Consider the following 24,219-nt stretch of genomic DNA (forward strand, 5'->3'; position numbering starts at 1 on the left):
TGCTATGCACAATGCCGCGCAGGCGGCTGAAAGGTTCTGAAGAACCCAGTGTGCGTGGCGATGATGGGGTTTCGATGGAGGAACTGTGGAGATACGATGGAGGCAAGCACCTTAAGGCCCCGCCCCTGCATGCATGCCTCCCCTGCCCTCGCCGCCCTCGTCCTGATCGTCGAGGATGAGGCCGAGATCGCCGATATTCTCACCGCCTATCTGGAACGCGAAGGACTGCGCACGCTGCGCGCCGCCGACGGCCACAGCGCCCTGGACCTGCACCGCAGCGCCCGCCCCGACCTGGTCCTGCTCGACGTGCAGCTGCCGCGCCTGGATGGCTGGAGCGTGCTGACCCAGCTGCGCCAGCGCGGCGAAACGCCGGTGATCATGCTGACCGCGCTGGACCAGGACCTGGACAAGCTGACCGCACTGCGCATGGGCGCCGACGACTACGTGGTCAAACCGTTCAATCCGGCCGAAGTGGCGGCGCGCGTGCGCGCGGTGCTGCGGCGTACGCTGCGCGCCTCGCGCGTGGATGCACCCAGCGCGCTGCGCGTCGGCCCGCTGCTGATCGACTCGGCCACCCACGCCGTGCACGTGGAGGGTGAAGGCTACAGCCACGAAGTCCTGCTCACCCTCACCGAATTCAAGCTGCTGCACTGCATGGCGCTGGCACCGACGCGCATCTTCAGCCGCAGCGAGCTGATGCACGAATGCCTGCCGGAAAGTGAAGCACTGGAACGCACCGTTGACAGCCATGTCAGCAAGCTGCGCCGCAAGCTGGATGAAGTGGGCATGCTCAATGTGCCCGCCAGCGTACGCGGTGTCGGTTACCGGTTGATGGCGGACCGCTGATGGCCCCTCTGCGCCGCTCCGGGCTCAGCCGGCACATCATCGTTTCGATGTCGCTGATGGTGATCGGCGTCATCGTGATGATGATCCTGTCGTCGTGGCTGCTGTACGCGGTGCTGGTCGAGTTCTTCCCCGGCAGCGCCGAAGAACCGGAGAGCTGGCTGCCGACCGGGCCGGAACTGGCGTGGATGGTCGGGGTGATCCTGACCGGGCTGGCGCTGGCCATCGCCGCCTCGTTCCGCCTGGCGCACCGCATCCTGTCGCGGCTGAATTCGCTGGTCGACAGCGTACGCGCGCTTGCCGGCGGCGACCTGGGTGCGCGCGCCAGCGTCGAAGAGAACTCACCGGGCGAAGTGGCCACCCTGGTCGAAGACTTCAATGCGATGGCGCGCCGCCTGCAGCACATGGAGAGCGAGCGTTCGATGTGGCATGCGGCCATCGCCCATGAGCTGCGCACGCCGGTGACCATCCTGCGCGGCCGCCTGCAGGGACTGGCCGAGGGCGTGTTCCAGCCCGACGAATCCCAGTTCCGCAGCCTGCTGGCCCAGGTCGAAGGGCTGTCCCGCCTGATCGAGGACCTGCGCGTGCTGAGCCTGTCCGACAATGCGCGACTGGACGTGCGCCGCGCACGCACCGACGTGGTGGCCGAGGTGCATTCGGTGATGACCCTGGTCGACCCGCAGTTCCGCGCTGCAGGCTTTGTGCTGGAGCTGGAAACCAGCCGCGAGGAGCACAACGCGCACTGCGACCCGACCCGCCTGCGGCAGGCATTGCTGGCGCTGCTGGAGAACGCGCGACGCTATGCCAGTCCGGGCAAGGTGCGGATTGCGGTGCATGACACGCCCGGCCACGTGCAGGTGGCAATCGAAGACGAGGGCCCGGGCATCGACCCGGAACTGCACGCGGACATCTTCACCCCGTTCATGCGTGCCGACGGTTCGCGTTCGCGCCAGGGCGGCGGTAGCGGGCTCGGCCTGGCGGTGGTCAAGGCCATTGCCGATGCGCACGGTGGCCGCGTCTACTGCATCCCGGGCAGTACCGGCGGAAGCCGCTTCGTCATCGAACTGCCGCGTCAATAACCGGACGGGCTGCCTGCGTGCGCAGATGTGCACCGAGTGCGGCCAGATTGGCGTCGATCGCATCCATTTCGTCGCGCTGCTTCACCGGCAGCTGCTGACGCAGCTGTACGCGCAGCGCCTGCCACGCCGGGACCGCCTGCGCACTGGCGGTGGCCACGGCCTCGTACAGCAGCGCCTGCTCGTCGCCGAGCGGCAATCCATAGCCGCCGTCGTGCAGCAGCGTCCCCGGGCGCAGCCACTGCCCACTCTGCTCCAGCAACCCCCGCAGGCTGCGCGTTTCAGCGCTGTCCGGTGCGGCCAGCAGCTGCCGCTTGAGCACATCGCGTGCGCGCAGCTCGGCGCGCCGCTGCGCGGCCTGTTCCAGCAGCAACAGGCCGGCACTGGCACGCAGGTCCCCCTTCAGCAGCCACGGCGCCCGTTGCCGTGCAGGCAGCTTCAACCAGCCGCGCACATCGCGTGCGGGCAATGCCAGCTGGGCTGCGGCCACGCCGAACAACTGCTGGTAGTGGTCGCGCGCCGAAGCGAAGTAGTAACCCTGCGCCTGCGCTGCGTCGCGGTCCGTCAGTACCCCCTCGTCGAGCACGCCCAGCCGCACCAGTCGCCGCTTCAGGCCGCGCGGACTCAGCTGGGCCAGCCCGGCCTCGCCCAGCCGCGGCACACCGGCCTGCAGCAGCTTGGCGGTTTCCACCGCGCAGTTGTTGCTGACGAAGTAATAGCGCCCGTCATAACTCCAGTGCACCTGTGCGGTACGCTCGAGCAGGCTGGCGATCTCGCTGCGTTCCAGCTGCAACGGCAGCGACTGCAATCCGCGCAGCTCGACCTTGGTGTACTCGTCCACCACCTGCTGCAACGGCAGCACGAACAAGCGCGACGGATAGCCACCGGTCAGCCCGCGCCAGTTGGATATCTGCACGTCACCAACGAAGGCGCGGAACGACAGCACGCGGTGGTACTCCAGGTCCAGGCGACAATCCGGCCCAGGTGCGCGCCCCGGCTTGCAGATCACCAGCCGCAGCATGCTGTGGCCCCAGCGACTCATCGGCTGCGCACTGCCTTCGGCGAACAGGTAGTCCACCGCGTAGACGCGCGCCGGGTCGAGGTGCAGCAACGATGCAGCGCCTTCTTCCGATTCGGCCTGGAGCAAGGGCAGCGTCGTAGCGCACTGCGGCTGTGGCAGCGACGGCGGTGTTCCGAAGTGGGCCTGGTACCACTGCGCCAACGCGGGGCGCCGGCAGGCGAACTCGCCATCGAGCACGAAATGCTCGGCGTTCACTGCCAGGTACTCGGCCGGGTCCTTCAGCTCATAGGCATCCGGACTGCGGTCATGGAAGTCGTTGTCGCCACGGCCGAGATGCCAGGGCTTGCGCTGCCAGCCCGCGAGGTCACGCCAACGCATGCTCTGCGACCAGTCAGCACCACCACGGTCTGCAACGTGGGTCAGCTCGTGCACCAGCGCGCTGCGTCGCGCACGCCGGGCGCCAGGCATGCCGTCATCCAGCAGATCGCGGCGCAAGGTGATGCGGCCACCGAACGTGCGGCCGTGCACCTTGGCAGGAAGGTCATCACTCCAGCGCACCTGCACCTGAGCCGGCAAAGCGCGCAGCAGGCCCTCCGGCAGCAGTGACTGCACGTCGGCCAGGGTCTGGCTGGCGAGCTGCTGCTGTGCAGGATCAAGACCAGACGGGTCGAGCTGCAGGCGATCAGCTGCATGCGCGACGTGGGCGATCAGCAGTAGAGCCACGCCATGCGTGGCTGCGTTCCGTGCAGATGTCATGGCGTTGCCGGCCAGCGGCCGGCACTACCTGAAGGCGGGATCAACGCGCCAGCAGCGCGCGGGCCAGTTCCAGGTCGCTCTGCTGCTGTGCGGCGGTGCTCTGCTCACGCAGGTGGACCAGCGCCGCCTGCAGGCGAGCGCCACGGATCTGGCCGTCGCTGGCGACGAACGCAGCGGCATCGTCGCGTGCAGCCAGCACCACCTTGTCGTCACCCGAGCTGCTGCCCGAGGAACCGGAGGACGCACCGGTGGCCGAGCCGGCCGAGGTGCCGGCGAAGCTGGAAGCGAAGCCGGCCAGCGGCAGGGACAGCAGGGCAAGCAGCAGAAGCGGACGGGTCATCGGTTCGAAGCCGGTTGTTAGGAAGCGTGGAGCGTAACGGGTGCGTGAAGGATTTGCCCGACTCAAACGTCGAACAGCTTGCCGGGATTCAGCCGCGCTTGGGGATCGAACGCGCGTTTGACCGCCTTCATCAGCGCGATCTCGGCCGGGCCGCGGGTGCTGTCCAGGTAGCCCTTCTTGACCAGGCCGATGCCGTGCTCGGCCGAGATGCTGCCATCGAAGCGCGCCAGCACCTGCGCCAGCAGCTTGGTCACCTGCTCGCACTGCGCCACGAAATCGGCGTCGCTGGTGTCGTCCGGCTTGAGCACGTTGATGTGCAGGTTGCCATCGCCGATATGGCCGAACCACACCACGTCGAAGTGCGGGTAGGCCTGCCCGATCAGCGCCTGGGTCTCGGCCAGGAACGCCGGCATCGCCGAGATCCGCACCGAGACGTCATTCTTGTAGGGCGTGTAGCGCGCCAGCGATTCGGTGATGCCTTCGCGCAGGCGCCACAGCTGGGCGGCCTGGGCATCGCTGGCACTGATCACGCCGTCACTGACCCAGCCATTGCCCATGCAGTCCTCGAACGCGGCCATCGCCGCCGCTTCCTGGGCCTCGTCGCCGGCGGCGAACTCGGTGACCACGTAGTACGGATGCACCTCGTCGAACGGTGCCTGCGCGCCATGCGCCAGCACGTGCTCCAGCGCCCGGTCGGTGAAGAATTCGAAGGCCTGCAGCTGCAGGCGCGCGCGGAACGCGGCGAATACCTGCATCAGCACCTCGAAGCTGGGTACGGCCAGCAGCATCACGTTGCTGGCCGGCGGCGGATCGGTCAGCTTCACCGTGGCTTCGACGATCACGCCCAGCGTGCCCTCCGAGCCAATCAGCAGCTGGCGGAAGTCGTAGCCGCTGGAATTCTTGATCAGGCCCTTGTTGAGCTCCAGCAACTCGCCATCAGCCGTGACCACCTTCAGCCCCGCGATCCACTCGCGGGTGTTGCCGTAACGGATCACGCGGATGCCACCGGCATTGGTGGCGATGTTGCCGCCGATCGAGCAGGACCCGCGCGCGGCGAAATCCACCGGGTAGATCAGGCCATGGTCCAGCGCGGCATTGTGCACGGCTTCCAGCGGCATGCCGGCCTGCACCACCAGGGTGCGATCGACCGCGTCGTAGGCCAGCGCCTTGTTCATCCGTTCCAGGCTGAGCACCAGCTCGCCGTTGGCGGCCACCGCACCACCCGAGAGGCCGGTGCGGCCACCGGACGGCACCACGGCCACGCCCTCGCCTGCGCTCCAGCGCATCACCGCTTGTACCTCCTCGACCGTTGCCGGCAGTGCGATCGCCAGCGGCGCCGGCGTCCAGCGCCGGGTCCAGTCGCGCCCGTAATGCTCCAGGTCGGACGGGTCGGTCTTCAGCTTCAGGCCGGGACAGGCCTGCTGCAGCGAGGCAATGCGGGAATCGGTCATGACGGTCCAGCGCGGTGCGTGAATAACGGGCAAGCGTGCCAGTGGCGCGCGCCAGCGTCCAGCCCCGCAGCCGTGCAGATAGCTACGGATGCAACCAATTGCGCACTGCACCATGGTCGCTGCGATCTGGCATAGTGGTCAGCCCCTGTCCCACTGGCCGTGTCGCCCCATGTCGCCGAAGAAGACCTCGTTCCCGAAGCAGGATATCCGCGTGCTGTTGCTGGAGGGGGTCAGCCAGACCGCCGTGGAGGTATTCAGCGCCGCCGGCTACAGCCAGATCGAAGCGCACACCAAGGCACTGCCCGAGGACGAACTGAAGGCACGCATCGCCGAGGCGCACATCGTCGGCATCCGTTCGCGCACCCAGCTCAGCGCCGAAGTGCTGGCCGAGGCCAAGCGCCTGATCGCGGTGGGCTGCTTCTGCATCGGCACCAACCAGGTCGACCTGGACGCGGCCGAGCTGGCCGGCATCCCGGTGTTCAACGCGCCCTATTCCAACACCCGAAGCGTGGCCGAGCTGGTCATCGCCGAAGCGATCATGCTGACCCGTGGCATCCCTCAGAAGAATGCCGAATGCCATCGCGGCGGCTGGTCGAAGTCGGCCAGCGGCAGCCATGAAGTGCGCGGCAAGACGCTGGGCATCATCGGCTATGGTCACATCGGCACCCAGGTCGGCGTGCTGGCCGAATCGCTGGGCATGCAGGTGATCTTCCACGACGTGGAAACCAAGCTGGCACTGGGCAATGCCCGTGCGGCGGCCAGCCTGGACGACCTGCTGGCGCGCGCCGACATCGTCACCCTGCACGTGCCGGAGACCCCGTCCACGCAGTGGATGATCGGCAGCACCGAGCTGGCGAAGATGCGCAAGGGCGCGCACCTGATCAACGCCGCGCGCGGCACCGTGGTCGACATCGATGCGCTGGACGCGGCCCTGGCCAGCGCCCACGTCGGCGGCGCCGCGCTGGACGTGTTCCCGGTCGAACCGAAGGGCAATGGCGATATCTTCGAATCGCCGCTGACCCGCCACGACAACGTGATCCTGACCCCGCACGTGGGCGGCAGCACGCTGGAGGCGCAGGACAACATCGGCGTGGAAGTGGCGGCCAAGCTGGTGCGCTACAGCGACAACGGCAGCACCCTGTCGGCGGTCAACTTCCCGGAAGTAACCCTGCCCGAGCACGCCGACAGCCTGCGCCTGCTGCACATCCACCAGAACGTGCCGGGCGTGCTGTCCAAGGTCAACGAGATCTTCTCGCGCCACAACGTCAACATCGACGGCCAGTTCCTGCGCACCGACCCGAAGGTGGGCTACGTGGTGATCGACATCACCGCCAGCGAGGAACAGGCCGCCGCCGTGCGCGACGAGCTGGCCGCGATTCCGGGCACGCTGCGCACGCGCATCCTGTATTGACTATTGACGCGGATCCCGCCATGCATTTGTAGAGCCGAGCCCATGCTCGGCTGCGGTTCCGGCCCGCATTGAGCCGAGCATGGGCTCGGCTCTACAGGCTGCTAGCGCGCCAGCCACCGGCGGGCCATGCGCTGCATCGATTCGTCCGATTCCGGGTCGGCCGCGACCTCGGTCACCGGCCGCCAGGCCAGTTCCAGCGACTCCTCGCTGAGCACGAAGGCCTCGCCACCCAGCGCCCGGATCACGAAACGCACGTCGTAGTGCCAGTGCCCCGGTACGTCCTTGCGCTCCGGAATCCAGTGCTTGTCCAGATCGAAGATGGCCGGGTCTTCCAACACCAGGCCGCTCAGTCCCGATTCCTCCTCGGCTTCCTTCAGTGCCACCTGGGCCAGGTCGCGGTCGCCGTCGGCGTGACCGCCCAGCTGCAGCCAGCGCTGCAGCTTGCGGTGATGGGTCAGCAGCAGGCGCTGACCATCGGCACTGACCAGCCAGCAGCTGGCGGTGAAGTGGCCGGCCAGGCGCTCGCGGCGGAACGGATCTTCCGGATCATCCAACAATGTGCCGAATTCGGCAGCCAGTGCGTCGTGGGCAGGCTCGCGGCGGGCATAGTCCCGCAGCAGGCCACGCAGGCGATCGTCAAGCACGGCAAGGGTTTCGGCGGTCTGGCTCATGAATGGGCGGCGTTTGGAAAAATACTGCTCATTATCGCCGTTCATTGTTGCGATTGCGCTTGTGCGTTGGCTTCAGCTTTGGCTAAGGTACAGCGGGCCGTTCGCGCGGCCTTCACCATTCCAGGGTTGCCGGCAACGTATCGGCGGCCCACCCAATCCGATCACTAGGAAGTACTGCATGCTGAAAGCTCTGTTGAGGGTCAAGCCGGTTGAACCGGCCGGGCACGTCGATGCTGGCGAACCCATCGAAGGCAGCCTGGACGGCGAAGCCACGTTGAAACGGACCCTCACGGCTAAACACCTCATCCTGCTTGGCGTGGGTGCGGTGATCGGCGCTGGTATCTTCGTGCTGACCGGCCAGGCCGCGGCCAACCACGCCGGCCCGGCGGTGATGCTGTCGTTCGTGATCGCCGGCTTCGCCTGCGCCCTGGCGGGCCTGTGCTACGCCGAGTTCGCGGCGATGATGCCGGTCTCCGGCAGCGCCTACTCCTACTCCTACGCCACCCTCGGCGAGGGCATGGCCTGGTTCATCGGCTGGTGCCTGGTGCTGGAATACCTGTTCGCCTCGGCTTCGGTCGCGGTGGGCTGGTCGGCGTACCTGATCAGCTTCATCACCACCACCCTGCACATGCCGTTCCCGGATGCCCTGAGCGCGGCCCCGATTGCCTGGACCGGCAGCGAGTTCATCGCCTCGGGCAAGCTGTTCAACCTGCCGGCAGTGCTGATCGTGGCGGCGGTGTCCGGCCTGCTGTACGTGGGCGTGACCCAGTCGGCCTTCGTCAACGCGATCATCGTGGCGATCAAGGTCACCGTCATCTGCCTGTTCATCGGCATCGGCGCGGCCCACATCGACCCGGCCAACTGGCAGCCGTTCATCCCGGAAAACACCGGTGTGCCGGGTGAGTTCGGCTGGAGCGGCGTGTTCCGTGCGGCCACCATCGTGTTCTTCGCCTACATCGGCTTCGATGCGGTCTCCACCGCCGCCGGCGAAACCAAGGACCCGCAGCGCAACATGCCGATCGGCCTGCTTGGCTCGCTGGCGGTGTGCACCATCGTCTACATCATCGTCTGTGCGGTGCTGACCGGCATGATGCCGTACCACCTGCTGGGCACCGACAAGCCGGTGGCCACCGCGCTGGAACCCTACCCGACCCTGTCGTGGCTGAAGACCCTGGTCGAGATCGGCGCCATCGCCGGCCTGTCCTCGGTGGTGCTGGTGATGATGATGGGCCAGACCCGCATCGCCTACACCATCTCCCGCGACGGCCTGCTGCCGAAATTCTTCGGCAGGGTCCACGCCCGCTTCCGCACCCCGTACGTCGCCACCATCGTGGTCGGCGTGATCGCCGCCGCACTGGCCGGCCTGGTGCCGCTGAACGTGCTGGGCGAACTGGTCTCGATGGGCACCTTGCTGGCCTTCGCCACGGTCTGCATCGGCGTGCTGGTGCTGCGCTATACCAAGCCGGAGATCCACCGCCCGTTCCGCGTGCCGGCGGTGTGGATCATCTGCCCGCTCGGCGCAGCCACCTGCCTGTTCCTGTTCTGGCAGGCGTTCGTGGTGCACTGGCACCTGTTCGTTGGCTGGACGCTGCTCGGCCTCCTGATCTACCTGGGCTACGGCATCCGCAACAGCAAGCTGGCCAAGTCGCCCTGATCCGCCTACGGGCCGGCCTCGCGCCGGCCCGTCCGTTTTCCCCGCGCGCCGCCCGTGGCGCGCTTCGACAAGACCACCACACATGTTCAAGCAACTGTGGGCCACCAAGCACCCGCATGCCGCCCATGAAGACGCCAACGGCCTGAGCCTGCGCCGCCACCTCGGCCCCTGGGGCCTGACCGCCCTCGGCATCGGCGCGGTGATCGGCGGCGGCATCTTCGTCATCACCGGCCAGGCCGCCGCCAACCACGCCGGCCCGGCGATCATGCTGTCGTTCGTGCTGGCCGCCATCTGCTGCGCCTTCTGCGCGCTGGCCTACGCCGAGTTCGCCTCGATGGTGCCGGTCTCCGGCAGCGCCTACACCTACACCTACGCCACCTTCGGCGAGCTTTCGGCCTGGTTCATCGGCTGGATGCTGGTACTGGAATACGGCGTCTCCGCCTCGGCGGTCGCGGTCAGCTGGACCGGCTATTTCCTCAGCCTGCTCAGCCAGTTCGACATCCATCTACCGGCGGCGCTGGTCAGTGCCCCACTCGATGCACAGCTGCGCCCCACCGGCGCGATCGCCAACCTGCCGGCCGCCGCGCTGGTACTGCTGCTGACCTGGCTGTGCTACGTCGGTATCAGCAAGTCCTCGGCGATGAACATGGCGATGGTCGTGCTGAAGACCGGCCTGATCCTGCTGGTCATCGTGGTCGGCTGGAAGTACGTGGACACCAGCAACTGGACACCGTTCATTCCCGCCAATGAAGGCCCGGGCAAGTACGGCATGGAAGGCGTGCTGCGTGGCGCGGCGATGGTGTTCTTCGCCTACATCGGCTTCGAGGCGGTGTCGGTGGCAGCGCAGGAGTCGAAGAACCCGCAGCGCGACATGCCGTTCGGCATGATGCTGTCGCTGGTGATCTGCACCGTGCTGTACATCGCCATGGCCGCGGTGATGACCGGCCTGGTGCCTTACCAGCTGTTGGGCACCGACGAGCCGGTGGTGACCGCGGTGGCCGCGCATCCGCAGTTGGGCTGGCTGCGCTGGGTGGTCGAGGTCGGCGCGCTGGTCGGCCTGTCTTCGGTGGTGCTGGTGATGATCATCGGCCAGCCGCGCATCTTCATGATCATGGGCCGCGACGGCCTGCTGCCGCCAGTGTTCACCAAGATCCACCCGAAGTACCGCACCCCGCATATCAACACGGTGATCACCGGCATCGGCATCGCGCTGCTGGCGGCGCTGTTCCCTCTGGATATCCTCGGCGAGCTGACCTCGATGGGCACGCTGATCGCGTTTGCGGCAGTGTGCGCGGGCGTGCTGATCCTGCGCCGCACCCAGCCGGACCTGCCGCGTCCGTTCCGCATGCCGATGGCGTGGCTGATCTGCAGCCTGGGCGTGCTGAGTTGCCTTGCTCTGCTGTCGGCAATGACGATGCACAACTGGATGCTGATGGGGGTGTGGACGTTCGTCGGTTTCGTGATCTATTTCTGCTATGGCTTCAAGCACAGCCGCCTGCGGGGTAAGTGAGGTTCTTGCATTGCAGGGCCTGCGGCCCTGCACCCGCCTTTGAAGCCGGAGCAACGGCAACGGCAACAGCTGGGCTGAGGGTTTGGCGGGACGGGTTGGGTGCGCGGGGGACGCCGTGAACCCGTCCCTGGGGGCTTGGCCGCGGCATCCATGCCGCGGACACCCCCGCGCACCCAACCCGCCCCACCTCCGACAGTCTCCTGGCACGTCCAGTAGATCCACGCCATGCGTGGATGAAACGTTCTCATGAACGAATGTTCCGGAATGAATGTTTCTGTAGAGCGGAGCCATGCTCCGCTCCGAGCAAGCACAGCGAAGCGACCCGCTTTTCGCTTTTCCTTCTTCACTCCGTGGCTGGCCGCACGCCGGAACCTGTCAGAGGCGGGGCGGGTGGGCCGTGCAGGGCGTTGGCGCCATGGATGGCGCCATCGAGCTTACAGGGGTGAGGGCGCTTTGCCTGCGAAGCACTGCTTCGCGAGTGACCGAACGCCCAGCCGCCAGCGGCTGGGCCGGGCCCCGGAGGGGGACTTGCAGCGTCCCCTGCACGGCCCACCCGCCCCGCCACCCCCATGAACCGCTTTCCGTGACCAACCAACCACCTCCCAGCCACGAGGGGCTCAGCCGTTGGCCGAATCCAGTAAAATCGGCCGCATGAACGCCCCCACCTTCCCCTACGACACCGCGCGCCTGAGCGAACTGGCCCAGCTGCTGATCGACAACGTCCGCGAACTGGCCCATGCCGGCTGGACCCCGGCCACCAGCAGCAACTTCTCCCACCGCCTGGACGACCGCCACGCCGCGATCACCGTCTCCGGCAAGGACAAGGGCCGCCTGATCGAGGACGACATCATGGTGGTGGACTTCGACGGCCTGGCCGTCGGCCGCCCGCTGCGCCCGTCCGCCGAAACCCTACTGCACACCCAGCTGTACCGCCGCTTCCCGGAAATCGGCTGCGTGCTGCACACCCACTCGCCGGTGCAGACCATTGCCTCGCGCCTGTACGCGCCGCAGGGCCACATCCGCCTGGAAGGCTACGAGCTGCTGAAAGCCTTCGCCGGCAACAGCACCCACGAGATGGCCATCGACGTGCCGGTGTTCGCCAACACCCAGGACATGAACGTGCTTTCGAAACAGGTCGATGACCTGCTCGACCGTCAGAACCTGTGGGGCTACCTGATCGACGGCCACGGCCTGTATGCCTGGGGCCGCGACATGGCCGAAGCGCGCCGGCACATGGAAGCCTTCGAGTTCCTGCTGCATTGCGAGCTGGAGCTGCGCAAGCTGCGCGGCTGAACCCGCATGCAGGTGTAGATGCCGATCCGGAATCTGCGCCCTGCCCCCACCCTGCTACCCTGTCTTCCCCCGAGACGTTCAAGCTGCCGCCATGAGCCGACTGCGCATCTACGACGACACCCGCCCCGAATCGCCGCTTCTGGACACCCAGGACGGCGCGATCATCGCTGCCGAGCTGCAGAAGATCGGCGTCACCTTCGAGCGCTGGCAGGCCACCGCACCGGTCGCACCGGGCGCCAGCCAGGATGAAGTGTTCGCCGCTTACCGCGCCGACATCGACCGCCTGGTTGCCGAGCGCGGCTTCAAGAGCGTGGACGTGGCCTCGATCGCCCCGGACAACCCGAACCGCGCCGAGCTGCGCAGGAAGTTCCTCGACGAACACTTCCACAAGGAAGACGAGGTGCGCTTCTTCGTGGCAGGCTCCGGCCTGTTCACCCTGCACGTGGGTGACAAGGTCTATGAGATCGAGTGCGTGAAGGACGACCTGATCGCCGTGCCCGACGGCACCACCCACTGGTTCGACATGGGCGATGAGCCCAGCTTCGTGGCGATCCGCTTCTTCACCGAGCCGGACGGCTGGGTCGGGCACTTCACCGGCACCGACATCGCGCAGAAATTCCCCCGTTACGTACCTACCCAGGCATCCTGATCCATGCAGCCCCGCGTCATCCTGACCGATATCGAAGGCACCACCAGCAGCATCTCGTTCGTCAAGAACGTGCTGTTCCCCTATGCCCGCAAGGCGCTGCCCGCGTTCGTCGCCGAGCACGGCCAGCAGCCGGAAGTCCGCCGCTGGCTGGATGCGGTGGCCACCGAGATCGGCGGCGCCTGCCAGGACAGCCTGGTGGCCGAGACGCTGCAGGGCTGGATCGACCAGGACCGCAAGCACACCGCGCTGAAGGCGCTGCAGGGCCTGATCTGGGACGAAGGCTACCGCCGCGGCGACTACACCGCGCACTTCTACCCGGAAGTGGCGCCGGTGCTGAAGGGCTGGCACGCCTCCGGCCTGCCGCTGTACGTGTACTCCTCCGGCTCGGTGCCGGCGCAGAAGCTGTTCTTCGGCTTCAGCGATGCCGGTGACCTCAGCCCGCTGGTATCGGGCTGGTTCGACACCGAAGTCGGCGGCAAGCGCGAGGCCGACAGCTACCGCCGCATCGTGCAGGCGATCGGCGTGCCAGCCGGCGAGATTCTGTTCCTGTCGGATGTGGTGGAAGAACTGGATGCTGCCCGCGAAGCCGGCCTGCAGACCCGCCTGATTGATCGACTGGATGACTACCCGCTGCCCCGCACCGGCCAGGCCGCCAACGGCCACGAACGGGTCGAGAATTTCCAGCAGATCCAGTTGTAAACGCCGCCTGCCGATGGGCTCTGCGGTATCGGCTACCGGGTACCGCTCTTGGTAGACGCCAACCTTGGTTGGCATACGACCGATGTGTCAACCAAGGTTGACACCTACCAGGGCATGGTTCACCTGCCCTCAACGATCGTTGAGGGTCTTCACCTTCAGTGCTTCGCGCAGGGCGGCCAGATCCACTGGGCCACGCACTGCGATGTCGCGGGTTTCACCCGGCAGCAGATCCAGCAGATTGTCTTCCACCTGCACGTCCAATGCACCGAAGTCGATCCACGCCGAACGCACGCAGGCCGCGCTTTCCAATCGCAGACGGTAGTGGTCGCCTTCAATGGACAGGCTGGCCTTGAGCTTCTGCCGCGGCAGGATCTGATCCTTGGCTTCGACGAATCCGACCACCTGCCGCGCGATCACCGACTTGTCCTGCAGCAGCTCGAACACTGCCACCGTGCGCTTCGGATCGGCACCGGCCAGGAGTTCGGCATCGCGGAAATCACCGATCGAGGTGACACCCGCCGCCGTCAACGTCACCGCGTTCTCGCGACGACGCAGCACCTTGCCGTCTACATCCATCACCCGCAACCGCCAGCGTGCATCCAGCGCGGCACCGTCGTTGATCAGGCGCACCCGCGTACTGCCCTCGTCGCGCAACGCCGCCACCGCCACCGGCGCGAAGAAACGCCGCGCGGCGAAGTGCAGCGCCTTCCAGCGACCGAAGTAGTCCACGCTGGACCATGAAGCACCTGGCCAGACGTCGTTGAGCTGCCAGTACAGCGAGCCCATCGTGTACGGCCGCGAGGCGCGATGATGCAGCGCCGCCAGTGCGATGCCATCGGCCTGCATCACCTGGCTGAGGTAGACGAAGTCCTCGAAGTCCTTCGGCGTGCCGTAGCCCAGTTCGATGTAGTGCAGCAGGCGGCTGTTGCCCTCGCCGGCCATGAACTTCTGGTGCGCGCGGATCACCGGGCTGTCGATGCGCTGCTCGGCGCGGGTGGCGATCTGGTCCACCGTCGCCACCGACGGCCACGCCTGCAGCCCGTACTCGGACATGAAGCGTGGGGTCTCGCGCAGGTAGGCCTGCACCGGCAGTGCCGGATTGCCCCAGACCTGCCAGTAGTGCTTGTCGCCACGGGCGGAATCGTTGGCCTTCTCGTCCAGATCATTGCTCGGCGAGCTGGACCAGTACGGCACGCCCAACCCCTCCTCACCCACCACCTGGCGCAGATCGTTGCCGAACAGGTCGACATAGCCCTGCCACACCTTCGCTGCAAACGCCGGGTCGGCCGCCTTCAGGTCGCGGCCGTGGCCCCAGTCCTTCCAGGCGGTTTCTTCCTCGTTGTTGCCACACCACAGCACGATGCTGGGGTGATGGCGCAGCCGGCGCACGTTGTCGCGCGCCTCGGCCACCACGCTGGCACGGAAGGCCGGATCGTAGCCCGGCTGCATGCCACCACCGAACATGAAGTCCTGCCAGACCAGCAGGCCCAGCTCATCGGCAATGTCGAAGAACGCATCGTCCTCGTAGTAGCCACCGCCCCAGTTGCGCAGCATGTTCATGTTGGCATCGCGCGCGGCGGTCAGCACCTGGCGCAGGCGTGCGGCATCGACGCGTGCGGGGAAGGCGTCGAACGGAATGACGTTGGCGCCCTTGGCGAAGATCGGCACGCCGTTGATGACGAAGGCGAAGCCCTGCCCGCCCTTGCCGTCCTCCTCGCGGCGCAGCTCAACCGTGCGCAGGCCGATGCGCTGCTCGCGCACCAGCGTTGCATCGGCGCCACCATCCAGGCGAGCCTGCACGGTATAGCGATCCTGAGCACCATGGCCCACCGGCCACCAGCGCCGCGGCGTGGCCAGCTCAACCGGCAGCTCAACCGTATTCTGGCCTGGCTTCAGCAACACCGTGCGTTGCACCTGGGTCACGTTGCGGCCTTCCGGATCCTGCACATCCACAGTGACCATCGCAGAACCGGCAGCGCTGCCCTGCTCCACCTGCAGCAACACCGCCAGCTTCGCCTGCTCCGCGCTCAATGCATCGGTACGCACGGCAAGATCGGCCAGGCGGTGCGCGTCCCAGGCCTGCAGGTCGACCCCGCGCCAGACCCCGGCGGTGACATAGCGCGGGCCCCAGTCCCAGCCGAAGTGGTAGGCCGGCTTGCGCGCGAAATTGCCGACCATCGCGTCCTTCGGTTCATCGCCATAGGGCGACGGGTAATTGCCGGCGATCTTGTGCGGCATCGCCTGCACGCCCGGCAGCAGGGTCCGGATCGGTGAGCGGAACACGATCTGCAGTTCATTGCCGCTCGCGCGCAGGCGCCCGTCCACACGTGCACGCCACGTGCGGTGCGCGTTGTCCGCGCGCAGCAGCGGCTTGCCGTTGAGGCTGACCTCGGCGTAGGTATCCAGCCCGTCAAAGCGCAGCTCGGCATTCGGCTTGGCCAGCGTCGTGGCGTCCACGTCGAAACGGGCACGGTATTCCCAGTCAGCCAGGCCGATCCACTGCAGCTCGGCCTCGGGTGCACCGACATAGGGATCACGGATCAATCCGTGAGCGAGCAGGTCGGTGTGCACGCTACCCGGCGCCTTCGCCGCACGCCATTGCTGAAGACCCGGATGCGCAGCACCCTGCGCGTCACCGGGCAGCATGCGGAACTGCCACTGTGCCTGCAGTGGAGCCGCAGTTGCCGGGAAGGCGGAGGCTGCGATCAGCAGCAGGAGCAGACGGACAACGAGGGAAAGGCGATGCACGTGATACTCCTGTTTTTCCGCCGGGCGAGGCCCGGCGCTACCGATTCCGGCTCATCATGCGTACGGCGACACGCGCCTCAACGCACCACGTTCAACACTTCGTAGCACGCGCCCATGGTGTGGTAATCCACCTTGCCAGCCGGGCTCTTCTCGTCGCTGTACTTGCGATTGTCGGCATCGAGAATGCGGAACCATGCACCGTACTGGTGGTCGACGAAGTGCTCCCACGAGTAGGCCCAGATGCGTTCGTACCACTGCCAGTAGCGGTCGTCGCCGGTGCGCTTGGCCATCAGTGCGGCGGTGGCCAGCGTTTCGGCCTGCACCCAGAAATACTTGTCGTCGTCGCAGACGAAGCTGTCGCCGCCGATCGGGGCGCCGTCCATGCCGGGCTGCCGGCGCGATTCCGGTGCGAAGCCGTAGTACAGGCCGCCTCGCGCGTCGTCCCAGCTGCGCGCCACGGCCACGTCGAACAGGTGCTGCGCGGTCGGCACCAGCCAGTCGGCCTGCACATGGCGATCGAGGATCAGCAGCAGCTTGGCCCACTCGGTCTGGTGGCCGGGCTGGAAGCCCCATGGGCGGAACAGGTGCTTGGGGTCGTCCAGGTTGTAGTCCCAGTCGATTTCCCAGTTCACATCGTAATGTTCCCAGACTAGGCCACCGGCCTTGGCGGCCTGGCGGCGGGTCATGTTGTCGGCCAGCTGCAGCGCGCGCTCGACATAGCGCTGCTCGCCACTGGCCTCGAACGCGGCCAGCATCGCTTCGCACATGTGCATGTTGGCATTCTGGCCGCGGTAGCCGGTGAAGTTCCACTGGCCATCGGCTTCGTCTTTATACAGGCCATGCTGCGGCTCCCAGAAGCGTGCTTCCAGCAGCTGCCAGGTCTCGTCCATCCAGTCGCGGGCCTGCTCGATGCCGGCCTTCAGTGCGCAGCTGTAGGCCAGCAGCACGAAGGCCACGCCGTAGCAGTGGTTCATGTCGTCCTCGACCTTGCCGTCGCGCAGGGTCCAGGCATAGCCGCCGGTGGCCGGGTTGCGGTGCACCTCGCGCAGGTAACGCACGCCGTGCTCGACAGCCTCCCGGTATTCGGCATTGCCGAACTCGCGGTAGGCCATCGCATAGTTGAAGACGAAACGGGTGCTGCTCACCAGATGGCGGTGGCTGGCATCGTAGATGCTGCCGTCATCGCGGAAGTAATGGAAGAAGCCGCCGTCCGGATCGATGCAGCGCGGATGGTAGAACGCCATCGTGTCGGCGATATGCGCGCGCAGGAACGCGGGCGAACGGAAATCGGGCGAGGTGCTCATGCGGTAATGTCCTGGGCCTGCAGCAGCTGCTGCACTTCATCGAGCGAGGGCATCGCGGCGAACGCGCCCTTGCGGGTAACAGCCAGCGCACCCACGGCGGCGCCGAAGCGCAGCGTGGCGGTGATCGCCTCCGGGTCCTGGCAGAACGCGGCGAAACCAGCACCCGCCCCACCCCGCTCCAGCAGGCCCACCAGCACGCCACCGACGAAGGCATCGCCGGCGGCCGTGGTATCGACCGTGGCCACGCGGAAGCTGGTGACCGTGCCGTGGTTGTCGCGGGTGTACCAATGCAGTGTGGCCGCGCCATCGGTGACGATCACCCAGCGCGCCTGCGCGGCCAGCAGGCGCCGCAGCACCGCCGCCTCGCCATCGGCACCCAGCGGCGCGGCCAGGTAGTCCAGTTCCTCGCGCGACAGCTTGACCAGATCGGCGCGCTCCAGCGCCTGCCACAGGCGCGGCGTCGGGTCCTCGTTCGCCGGCCACAGGGCAGGACGCAGATTGAGGTCGAGGCTGGCCACCGCACCGGCCGCGCGGGCGCGATCCATGCCGGCAAAGGTCGCCTCGGCGATGGCCGGCTCGGTCAGGCTGTTGGAGCACACGTGGAAGCACTGCGCACTGTCGAGGCACGCAGCCTGGAAGTCGCTGTCACGGAACAGCAGATCGGCCGCCGGCGGGCGGTAGAAACTGAAACTGCGCTCGCCGCTGGCATCCAGCGCGACGAAGGCCAGCGCGGTCTTGGCCGCGTCGGTGCGCACGATGTAATCCGTGCCCACGCCGTGCTCGACCAGGCTGTCGGCGAGGAAGTCACCGAACATGTCCCGGCCCAGCATGCCGACGAACTGGGTCTTCGCACCCAGCCGCGCTGCCGCTACGGCGACGTTCGCCGGCGCACCGCCGGCGTACTGCAGGAACGCGCGCGGCGTGTCGGCCGAGGCCGGCGGCTGCGCTAGTAGATCGATCAAAATTTCGCCGAAGCAGACAATGGCACCCATTTCCGACTCAGCCTCCCTGCGTTGCGGAAGCCGGCGGGCGCGAACCCACCAGACCGTAGAAGATGATGTAGACGTAGCAGACCACCGGCAGCACGAAGCTGAGGTGCAGACCGATGCGGTCGGCCAGCATGCCCTGCAGCAGCGGGATGATCGCGCCGCCGACAATGGCCATGATCAACAGGCTGGACGCCTTGTTGGTCAGCGGGCCCAGGCGTTCGATGGCCAGCGAGAAGATGGTCGGGAACATGATGGAATTGAACAGACCGGTCGCGACGATGCCGTACAGCGCGACCTTGCCACCCGACGCCAGCGTGACGCCCAGCAGCACCACATTGGCCACTGCGAATCCGGCCAGCAGGCCGCGCGGCGAGTACTTGGCCAGCAGCCACGCACCTGCAAAGCGACCAACCATGGCGCAGCCCCAGTAGGCCGACACATAGTGCGTGGCCTGCTGTTCAGTCATGCCGCCGATCTCCGGCAGTGCCAGGTAGTTCACCATCAGGCTGCCGATGGACACCTCAGCACCGACGTAGAAGAAAATAGCCAGCACGCCGAAAAGTACGTGCGGATGCTTGAGTGCATCCAGCAGCGTGTGGTGGCCGCTGTCGGCCTGCTCGGTGGTCTCGGTCAGGCTGGGCAGGCGGAACAGGTAGACGAACACTGCCAGCAGCACCAGTGCGATGGCCAGGCCCACGTACGGGCCCTGCACCGACTGCGCTTCGGCGGTACGGTAGGCAATCTGTTCGGCCACGGGCAGCGCGTTGATCTCGTCGCCGCTCTTCACTGCGGTGCTCAGAATCAGGAAACCACCAAACAGCGGCGCCAGCGTGGTACCCAACGAGTTGAGTGCCTGCGCCAGGGTCAGACGGCTCGATGCGGTCTGTTCCGGGCCCAGCAGCGCAACGTAGGGATTGGCTGCCACCTGCAGCACGGTAATGCCGGTAGCAAGTACGAACAGCGAACCAAGGAACGCTTCATAGGTGCGCAATGCGGCCGACGGCCAGAAGCCCAGCGCGCCTACGCCGGCGATCAGCAGGCCGGCGATGATGCCCTTCTTGTAGCCCAGGTGGGCCACCAGCCGACCGGCCGGCACCGACATCAGGAAGTACGCGCCGAAGAAGGTGAACTGCACCAGCATCGCGCGGGTGTAATTCAGTTCGAACACCGCCTTCAGGTGCGGAATCAGCACGTCGTTGAGGCTGGTCAGGAAGCCCCACATGAAGAATATGGTGGTGGCAACCGCCAGAGCAGCACGGACATTCATGACCGGCGCCTGGCTGCTGGAGGTACCCGATGGACGGGGCGTTGCGGAGATCGGCATGCGGTACGCGCCTCGATGCGCGGAAGGTCGTTGTTGCGTGGAAGGGGTATATGGAAGGAATCAGTTCGGTCGTGCGGCACTGCTTTCGCGGATGCGCAGCTGTACCGGCGCGACCGTGCGCCGTGGCGGCGCATCCGGTTCGTCCAGTCGTTGCAGCAGCAGCGCGGCAGCTTGCCGGCCCCGCTCGCGCGGGTCAGCGGTGAGCGTGGTCAGCGGCGGCACCGCGACCGACGCCTCGGAAATATCATCGAAACCGGTAACGGCGAAGTCGCCACCCGGGCGGATGCCACGCGAATTCAAGCCCAGCATCAGGCCCAGCGCGACGGTGTCGTTGTAGCAGACCGCTGCACTCGGCCGATGGCCATCGGCAAACAGCTCATCGGTGCGCGCTGCGGCCTCCAGGCGGTTCGGTGCCGACTCGATCATCCAGCCCGGCGGCAGCGACAGACCGGCCTCGGCCAGCGCCTGCTGGAAACCGGCACGGCGCTGGTGGCACGAGCTCGATGCAGCGTGGCCGCCGAAGAAGGCGATCTGGCGATGGCCGCGCTCAATCAGGTGGCGCGTGGCCAGATAGGCGCCGTGCTGGTTGTCCAGGGTCAGGAAGTCCCAATCGGCCCCTTCCAGTTCGCGGTTGAACAGCAGCACGTTGGCATTGGCGCCCAGCGCCTGCCGCAGCAGCGCGGTATCGCTGCCCTCGGCCGGCGACAGGATCAGGCCGGCCGGGGTGTGTTCCATCAGTGTCGAAAGCACCGCCTGCTGCCGCTCCGGCGATTCACCGGTACTGCCGAGCAGGGTCACGTAACCGCGTCCGCCCAGCGCCTCATCCACGCCGGACGCGAATTCGGCGAAGAACGGGTTGGACAGATCGTTGATCACCAGCGCGATGCTCGACGAGGTCCGCCGGCGCAGGTTGGCCGCCGCGCGGTTGTAGACATAGCGCTGGCGACGCAGCTCGGCCTCGACCTTGGCGCGGGTATCGACGTTGACCAGCGGGCTGCCGCGCAGCACCAGCGACACGGTTGCCCGTGACACGCCGATGGCACGCGCGATGTCGGTCACCGTCACCGCCTTGCCGGCGCGCTTGCTGGGACTGCTGCCGTTGTCGTTCATCGTCTTCCCGGACTCCGCTGGATGCTCAAGCCTAATGGATCAGGGCCCTGTCGTGCCGTGCCGTTCGCTGGGTCACCGCGAACGGCACAGTCCGGCTCAGCGCAGCTGGCTGCCCGGTGCCGCGCACCAGGACACCGGCAGGTCCTTCACCGCCGTACCCCAACCCTGCTCCGGCACCTTCGCGTCGAGCGCGAACTGCAGGCGCGGGCCCTGCTGCAGCTGGTTCCAGTCCAGCCACACCGGCGCATGCACCTGGCCATCGACCTTCACGCCCTGCACGTACTGCAGGCGGCGGCCATCGGCACCCGGCGCGTCGATGCGCAGGGTGCGGCCATTGCCCACGTCCACTTCCACCTTGCTGAAACGCGGGGTGTGCAGCAGGAACTGGCCGCTGCCCGGCACCGCCGGATACACGCCGATGGCACTGAACAGGTACCAGGCCGACATCGTGCCGAGGTCATCATTGCCGGTCACGCCATTCGGGGCATTGGTGAACAACTGCTGCGCGGCACGCACCACGGCGGCGGTCTTCCACGGCTGGCCGATCAGCGTGTACAGCCACGGCGAGTGCAGGTCCGGCTCGTTGTTCGGGTTGTAGCGGAACTGGTTGTAGTAGCTGTACGGCCCGACCACCCACTCCTTGCGGGCGGCATTGAGCGGGTCGGCCTGCAGCGCGTCCATCGCGAAGAACGCATCGAGGCGGCGGCCGGCCTGTTCGCGGCCATCCATCGCTTCGACCAGGCCCGGCACGTCCTGCTGCGCCAGCCACTGGTACTGCCACGCCGTACCCTCATGGAAACCATGGTGCGAGCGCGGGCTGTAATGGCCATCGGCCGGCGTGTACCACTGGCCGTCCTCGGTACGCGGGCGCGGGAACCCGGTGAAGCCGGTTTCGGCGTCGCGCACCTGCGGGTCCCACACCTTGCGCCAGTTGCGGCCGCGCTCACGCAGCGTCGCCGCGTCCTGGGCGTGGCCCAGGCCATCGGCCATCTGCGAGAGCGCACAGTCGGCCAGCGCATACTCCAGCGTGGCCGAACCGCCGTGATGCGGATCGACGTCCATGCCCTTGGACGGGAACGCGCGGTCGTAGACCACATAGCCCTTGTCCAGGTAGGTCGGGTTGCCGGAACGGCCGGCCATCCGCGAGTTCAGCGGCGGCGTGCCGAACGCATTGCGGCGCAGCGCATCCCACGCCTGCGATTCACGGCCCTTGAGCGCACCGAAGCGCCACAGGTCGACCATGAACGGCGTGACCGGATCACCGGTCATGATGTTGGTCTCGAAGTTGGCATAACCCCAGCGCGGCAGCCAGCCACCCTGTTCGTCGATCGCCAGCAGGGTGCGGCCGATGTCGCGTGCCACGTCCGGACGGGTCAGTGCCAACCACTGGTTCTGCGCACGATAGGTATCCCACAGCGAGAAGTACTCGTAATACGTCCAGCCATCGGCGCGATGGATACCATCGTCATAGCCGCGGTAGCGGCCGTCGGCATCGTTGCCGGTCATCGGCTGCAGCAGCGCGTGGTAAACCGCGCTGTAGAACACGGTGCGGTCATCAGCACTGCCACCCTGCACGCGCACCCGGCCCAGCTGCTCGCGCCAGGACTGCTGCGACAACGCGCGCATGCGGTCGAAACCGAGCAGCGCCCCACCCTGCATGCCGTCAGCGCGCAGGTTGGTGCGCGCACCTTCGGCATCCACGTGCGAGATCGCGCTGACCGCCGTCACCGACTGGCCCTTGGCCAGGTCGAAGCTGAGCCAGGCGCCGTTCGGCTTCTGCTCGCCTTCCATGCTGTGGCGCGCACCCGGCAGGCCACCGCCTTCGCCCCAGGTACCGTGTGCCTTGAACGGGCGGTCGAACTCGATGCGGAACCAGGTGGTGTACTGATGGCCACCACAGAAACTCTTGGTGACCAGCTTGCCTTCCACAACGCGGTCGCCGACCACATCAACCACGCTGCCGATCACCGAGTGGCGCTCGTTCGCCTGGCCGACATTGACCAGCACGTGGCCATCGCCACTGCGCTGGCTGAAGGTGTAGCGCTCGGCCGCGGCACGCGTACGCGCGGTGGTCTCGGCATCGATGCCGCCGTAGCTGGTCAGCCGCACCTTGTAATAGCCCGCCTGGCCAATCTCGCCGTCATGCGTGTACGACGCGGCATAGGCCTTGTGGTCAAACTTCTTCGCGTTGCCGGTATCGAAATCGCCGCCCGGACCGATCGACCCGGTGACCGGCAGCACCGACACCTGGCCACCCTGTTCCCAGCAGCCGGCGCCGGAGATGAACGAGTGGCCGAAGCCGCGGATCTTCTCGTCGTCGTAGCGCCAGCCCGAATAGTGGCTGCCGATCGGGCTGACCTGGATCAGGCCGAACGGTGCCGACGCGCCCGGGAACGTATTGCCGTCGTCCTTGCTGCCGATGAAGGTGTTGACCTCGCGCTCCAGCGCAGCCGGCGCGGCCTGCAGCAGCATCGGTGACGCCGACAGTGCGAGCAGGCAGGCCAGGCGCGCCAGCGGGCGCGAGGACACTGGGACGGCGGGAGCGGACGGCACTGGACGCATGTCGGGTTCCTGTAGTCGATGATGCGGAGGCAGACGGCCGGGGCCATCCGGCACCGTTCCGCTGAGCCCCTGCCTCGACTGGCAGAGAGCTCCCCCTGGAATGACGCCCGACCCACCAGACCGTGGATTTAGATCGATTCAAGTAGAGCATGCTGGTTCAGCCGAATGCATTCTGCGGCGCAGCATGAGAGGGGGGGGTTCGGCAGGGCTGCGCCCTGCACCCGCTTCAAGCCAAGGCAACAGCCGCAGCAACAGCTGGCTATCCGTGGGTAGGCAGGATGGGTCCGGTTGCGGGGGACGCCGTAAACCCGTCCCTGGGGGCTTGGCCGCGGCATCCATGCCGCGGACACCCCCGCAACCGGACCCACCCCGCCTTCGACAGATTTCCGCGATCTGCGGTAGATCCACGCCATGCGTCGATCAATCTCTGACAGATAACGAAATCAATCGGGGTCAGATCCGTTCTCCAAAGGAAAACGGATCTGACCCCACGACCCCATGTCGTTCCAGGATCAATCCAACCGTCACCGGGAAACTGTCGAAGGCGGGGCGGTGTCGGATTGCGGGGTGTCCGCGGCATGGATGCCGCGGCCAAGCCCCCAGGGACGGGTTTACGGCGTCCCCGCAATCCGACACCGCCCCGCCAAACCACAGACAACCCAGAGCCGCTTTGGCTTTGGCTTTGGCGTCAAGCAGGTGCAGGGCGCAGCCCTGCCTGCCCACCCTCCCCTGCGCACGAAAACGATTTCACTGATTTCAGCAAACCGTCATCCCTTCGCCACGCCAGTACCATATTGCGGAGCAGCAT

At 66.8% G+C, this 24,219-nt stretch carries 17 protein-coding genes and 1 pseudogene; 8 read left to right on the top strand and 10 right to left on the bottom strand.

From position 1 onward, the window contains the following. Positions 1-129: 129 nt before the first annotated feature. Positions 130-846 (top strand): response regulator, encoded by a 717-nt coding sequence (locus D5301_RS04130; protein WP_180847781.1) that lies wholly within the window; start codon positions 130-132, stop codon positions 844-846. Continuing rightward, positions 846-1,922: an ATP-binding protein gene (locus D5301_RS04135; protein ID WP_153854906.1), complete on the top strand. Its 1,077-nt coding sequence runs from the start codon at positions 846-848 to the stop codon at positions 1,920-1,922. The genes D5301_RS04130 and D5301_RS04135 overlap by 1 nt, the downstream gene beginning before the upstream one ends. Here the strand turns inward: D5301_RS04135 and D5301_RS04140 are convergent. The 3 genes from D5301_RS04140 to D5301_RS04150 form a co-directional block, all read right to left on the bottom strand. Beyond that, a complete protein-coding gene (locus D5301_RS04140; RefSeq protein WP_153854907.1) occupies positions 1,900-3,696 on the bottom strand; it encodes a DUF4105 domain-containing protein in 1,797 nt (598 codons plus the stop codon). The genes D5301_RS04135 and D5301_RS04140 overlap by 23 nt on opposite strands. A 40-nt stretch (positions 3,697-3,736) precedes the next feature. After that, positions 3,737-4,036: a DUF2388 domain-containing protein gene (locus tag D5301_RS04145; RefSeq protein ID WP_014037036.1), complete on the bottom strand. Its 300-nt coding sequence runs from the start codon at positions 4,034-4,036 to the stop codon at positions 3,737-3,739. Between the two features lie 62 nt (positions 4,037-4,098). Beyond that, positions 4,099-5,487: an FAD-binding oxidoreductase gene (locus D5301_RS04150; protein ID WP_153854908.1), complete on the bottom strand. Its 1,389-nt coding sequence runs from the start codon at positions 5,485-5,487 to the stop codon at positions 4,099-4,101. 169 nt (positions 5,488-5,656) lie between these two features. Between D5301_RS04150 and serA the strand changes: the two genes are divergently transcribed. Next, complete coding sequence (gene serA, locus D5301_RS04155) at positions 5,657-6,898, top strand: phosphoglycerate dehydrogenase (protein WP_153854909.1); 1,242 nt, start codon at positions 5,657-5,659, stop codon at positions 6,896-6,898. A gap of 101 nt (positions 6,899-6,999) precedes the next feature. On the opposite strand, the gene D5301_RS04160 is transcribed toward serA, so the two are convergent. Next, entirely contained in the window at positions 7,000-7,614 is a 615-nt protein-coding gene (locus D5301_RS04160) for an NUDIX hydrolase (protein WP_014037032.1), read from the bottom strand. A gap of 133 nt (positions 7,615-7,747) precedes the next feature. Here D5301_RS04160 and D5301_RS04165 point away from each other — a divergent pair, with 133 nt between their 5' ends. From D5301_RS04165 to mtnC, 5 genes are all read left to right on the top strand, one after another. Next, complete coding sequence (locus D5301_RS04165; RefSeq protein ID WP_110712147.1) at positions 7,748-9,223, top strand: amino acid permease; 1,476 nt, start codon at positions 7,748-7,750, stop codon at positions 9,221-9,223. A gap of 82 nt (positions 9,224-9,305) precedes the next feature. After that, positions 9,306-10,733 carry an amino acid permease gene (locus D5301_RS04170; RefSeq protein WP_153854910.1) on the top strand — a complete coding sequence of 476 codons (1,428 nt, stop codon included), beginning with the start codon at positions 9,306-9,308 and terminating at the stop codon, positions 10,731-10,733. Between the two features lie 651 nt (positions 10,734-11,384). Then, positions 11,385-12,026 (top strand): methylthioribulose 1-phosphate dehydratase, encoded by a 642-nt coding sequence (locus D5301_RS04175; protein ID WP_153854911.1) that lies wholly within the window; start codon positions 11,385-11,387, stop codon positions 12,024-12,026. 91 nt (positions 12,027-12,117) lie between these two features. Continuing rightward, positions 12,118-12,675: an acireductone dioxygenase gene (locus D5301_RS04180; RefSeq protein WP_153854912.1), complete on the top strand. Its 558-nt coding sequence runs from the start codon at positions 12,118-12,120 to the stop codon at positions 12,673-12,675. A 3-nt stretch (positions 12,676-12,678) separates the two neighbouring features. Further along, entirely contained in the window at positions 12,679-13,374 is a 696-nt protein-coding gene (gene mtnC, locus D5301_RS04185; protein WP_043397315.1) for an acireductone synthase, read from the top strand. A gap of 129 nt (positions 13,375-13,503) precedes the next feature. On the opposite strand, the gene D5301_RS04190 is transcribed toward mtnC, so the two are convergent. From D5301_RS04190 to D5301_RS04215, 6 genes and pseudogenes are all read right to left on the bottom strand, one after another. After that, positions 13,504-16,122: a glycoside hydrolase family 2 protein gene (locus D5301_RS04190; protein WP_180855118.1), complete on the bottom strand. Its 2,619-nt coding sequence runs from the start codon at positions 16,120-16,122 to the stop codon at positions 13,504-13,506. A gap of 77 nt (positions 16,123-16,199) precedes the next feature. Continuing rightward, a complete protein-coding gene (locus D5301_RS04195; protein WP_153854913.1) occupies positions 16,200-17,426 on the bottom strand; it encodes an AGE family epimerase/isomerase in 1,227 nt (408 codons plus the stop codon). After that, the gene (locus D5301_RS04200; RefSeq protein ID WP_153854914.1) at positions 17,423-18,418 is read right to left on the bottom strand and encodes a carbohydrate kinase; all 996 of its coding nucleotides are present in this window, start codon (positions 18,416-18,418) and stop codon (positions 17,423-17,425) included. Before D5301_RS04200 ends, D5301_RS04195 begins: the two co-directional genes overlap by 4 nt. 7 nt (positions 18,419-18,425) lie before the next feature. Beyond that, positions 18,426-19,739 carry an L-fucose:H+ symporter permease gene (gene fucP / locus D5301_RS04205; RefSeq protein ID WP_049398498.1) on the bottom strand — a complete coding sequence of 438 codons (1,314 nt, stop codon included), beginning with the start codon at positions 19,737-19,739 and terminating at the stop codon, positions 18,426-18,428. Positions 19,740-19,799: 60 nt separating this feature from the next. Continuing rightward, a complete protein-coding gene (locus D5301_RS04210) occupies positions 19,800-20,849 on the bottom strand; it encodes a LacI family DNA-binding transcriptional regulator (protein WP_014037023.1) in 1,050 nt (349 codons plus the stop codon). Positions 20,850-20,945: 96 nt separating this feature from the next. After that, a pseudogene (locus tag D5301_RS04215) lies at positions 20,946-23,285 on the bottom strand (GH92 family glycosyl hydrolase); the annotation flags it as partial. Positions 23,286-24,219: the final 934 nt, after the last annotated feature.

This window comes from Stenotrophomonas sp. MH181796, from assembly GCF_009659995.1.
Taxonomy (GTDB): domain Bacteria; phylum Pseudomonadota; class Gammaproteobacteria; order Xanthomonadales; family Xanthomonadaceae; genus Stenotrophomonas; species Stenotrophomonas riyadhensis.